Below are 2,982 nucleotides of genomic sequence, written 5' to 3'. Positions count from 1 at the left end.
ATAATAGATGAATTGAAAAAGATATGGAGACGCTAACTTATTTTAAGTACTTTATAAAATTTAGATCTTGATAATCTCAAAGCATATAAATTGTTAATGAATTTATTAAATAAAGTGTATAAATTTCCAACATAAAGAACAAATTAATAGAGATGTTATAAACTACTATCACGAAAGGGTGTAAATTATGCATACAAAACGTTGTTCGCATAAGAAATGTCAATGCTTTATTGTTCCAACCTATATTCTGGAGAATTTAGCACAAAACGATATAGAAGCCGCACGAATCAGTTTAGCAAAAAGTCGCCAAATTCGAAAACGTAGAAGCTTGAAAGAATATGATATTAATGGGGTTGTCGCTTTAACTGATGCAGGAGCAGGACCTAAAGGTGAATCTGCACGCCATGTATATGATTGTAATGGTGGAAGAGACCTTCGAGTTAAAGAGGTTAGAAAAGAAGGAGATAGATCAATTGAGGATAACGCAGTTAACCATGCGTATGATTATGCTGGTATAGTACGTGATTATTACAAAAATGTGTTCCACCGCAATTCTATTGATGACAATGGTCTTGATCTCATTTTGAATGTTCATTTTGGTCATAACTATCAAAATGCTTTTTGGGACGGGGATGAAATGGTGTTTGGTGATGGGGATGGAACTATTTTTACTAGTTTTACAAATTCACTTGATGTTATAGGGCACGAACTAACACATGGAATTACTCAATTTACTAATGGATTAGAATATGATGGACAGTCTGGAGCTTTGAATGAACATATTTCGGACGTGTTCGGAATTGCAATTAAGCAATCTTATTTAAAGCAAACGGCAAACGATGCGGATTGGTTAATTGGTGCTGATATAATGGGACCAACATTAAAAGGACAAGCTCTTCGTTCAATGAAAGCACCTGGCACTGCATTTGACAATAAACTAATGGGTAAGGATATGCAACCAGATCATATGAAAAACTATTATCAAGGATCTCAGGATAACCACGGTGTTCATATAAATAGTGGTATACCAAATAAAGTGTTTTATCTTGTATCTATGGAAATTGGAACAGATAAAGCAGCTTTAATATGGTATAATGCAATGCACAGCTTATTTGCAACTACTAATTTCAATCAATTTGCGCAAATTGTAACTAAAGCAGCACAAAAACTTGTAGATAGTGGCGAAGTTCCGCAAACAGCTGCAAAAACAGTAGAATCAGCTTTTAAATCGGTTGGTTTACCTTCTTAATCAGATTCTGTATCATGAAGGGAGGGGCTAATATGCATATTAAGTTTAGTTGTACCGGGGGACTAGCTAACCTCCACTTAACCTTTCAGACAGATACGATGGATTTACCAGAGGAACAAGCTAAGGAATTAATTAATTTAATTCATCAATCTAATCTTTTACATCTTAAACCAAGTGAAGTAAATGGGGCTGCTATCCAAGGAGCGGATGCTTTTTCTTATGAGTTGGGAATAACAGACGATGAGAAGAATGTATCCTTTTCAGTAAACGATTTGACAGCTCCAAAAGATATGCTCCCCGTTTTAGATTATTTACGCAATTTAGCTATTAAAGAAAAGATGGAAAAATAATAAAAAAACCAAATTCTCAATTAGAATTTGGTTTTTTTATTATTAACAACATCTTATGTATTTTTAAAATTTATCTGCTAAGCATACGTGATGAAAAATTGTGTTATAAAATAATATTGAAATCTTACTAATCCTGTTTGTTTTCTGAAAAACCAAATTCATTTGGAAATTGAGATGTTAAGTAATCTTTCTATTGCTATTTAAATTAATTATTAAAGAGTCTTCGCTAAAACTAACAAATAGAATTGGTGTAATTTTAAGAGTAATCCTGTAATATTAAATAAATTCACTGCAGATTTCCAACTATGTATTTTTTACACAATAAAATAAAGATTGAACCGAGTAATACACCTTGTTTAAATGTCAGAATAAAAGTCCAGCAAAATAAAATTGCTGAACTTTTATTCTTTATTCTTTCCCAGTCTACCTAAGCTATCTTTAATAGTTGTTTCCCCAAGTTGAGTATATAACAATGCTGTATCTTGACTAGTATGTCCAAGTTGCTGCATCACTTGTAACGAGTCTTTCTCTTCCATGTATAACTTATTTGCCAATGTATGTCTTAATTTATGAGGAGACATTCTTTTTCCATAGGCCTTAGTATATTTTTCTACTATATCTTGGATGGCCCTAACTGATAGAGGCTGTGCAGTATGTTTATACTTCGATAAAAACACATTTTTTAATTCTTTTCCTGGTGCATATTTGCTATCTCTAATTTCCATATACTTTTCAAGATCATTTAACGCAATTGGAGTAATCCATACTGAATCTTCTTTATTTCCTTTTCGTATTACATCAATTAGCCTTTCTTTTATATTTATATCTTCCATACGGAGATCGGCCAATTCACTTACACGAATACCACTACCAAGAAAAAGGGAAAGAATAGCTACATCACGATCTTTGTCTCTTAGAAAATAGAACAATTGATGTTTTGTTAAAGATTTTTCATGTTCGTACTTAACGTAATTCAAGAATTCTTGATCGTCATCATTATGAAATATCTTAGATCTCATACGTTTTGCACGGGCATTTAATGTTTCTTTATCTTTATGTATTTCAATTTTGGCCATTACATTTCTATAAAAATAACATTCTCCCTCATCATTCTCTGATAGGGAAGTAAGGTACTTGAATAAAGACTTTAAGGCTGAAATTTTTCTGTTAACAGAGGAATTCTGCATGTTTTGTTGTAGTTTTAGAAACCTCATGAAGTTCTCAACATCTTTTTTCTTTAAATTCTCCAAATCAGAGAAGGATATGTCTTTAATAGGCTTAAATTCAATAATTTGTTCAGATAATAGCCAGTTAAAGAAGACCCTAAAATCATATACATAATTCAGTAGGGTGGAGGGAGAGGCATCATGCAATTCTTTGTAC

General features: G+C 32.2%; 3 protein-coding genes. 2 read left to right on the top strand and 1 reads right to left on the bottom strand.

The window, feature by feature from the left end:
• Positions 1-187 precede the first annotated feature (187 nt).
• Positions 188-1,249 carry a M4 family metallopeptidase gene (locus ABWK52_RS27250; protein WP_047387396.1) on the top strand — a complete coding sequence of 354 codons (1,062 nt, stop codon included), beginning with the start codon at positions 188-190 and terminating at the stop codon, positions 1,247-1,249.
• 32 nt (positions 1,250-1,281) lie between these two features.
• Entirely contained in the window at positions 1,282-1,599 is a 318-nt protein-coding gene (locus ABWK52_RS27245; RefSeq protein ID WP_047387399.1) for a protealysin inhibitor emfourin, read from the top strand.
• Between the two features lie 401 nt (positions 1,600-2,000).
• On the opposite strand, the gene xerS is transcribed toward ABWK52_RS27245, so the two are convergent.
• The coding region (xerS, locus tag ABWK52_RS27240; protein ID WP_353772278.1) for a tyrosine recombinase XerS at positions 2,001-2,982 on the bottom strand (982 nt) is incomplete at its 5' end.

Source organism: Bacillus sp. AP50 (genome assembly GCF_040492675.1).
Taxonomy (GTDB): Bacteria; Bacillota; Bacilli; order Bacillales; family Bacillaceae_G; genus Bacillus_A; species Bacillus_A cereus.
The sequence above is the reverse complement of the archived record's forward strand: the minus strand, read 5'-3'. Positions and strand labels throughout refer to the sequence as shown.

Bases quoted from the DNA above. Each gene is read 5' to 3' on its own strand.
- ABWK52_RS27250 (WP_047387396.1), top strand. From the start codon at position 188: ATGCATACAAAACGTTGTTCGCATAAGAAATGTCAATGCTTTATTGTT.
- ABWK52_RS27245 (WP_047387399.1), top strand. From the start codon at position 1,282: ATGCATATTAAGTTTAGTTGTACCGGGGGACTAGCTAACCTCCACTTA.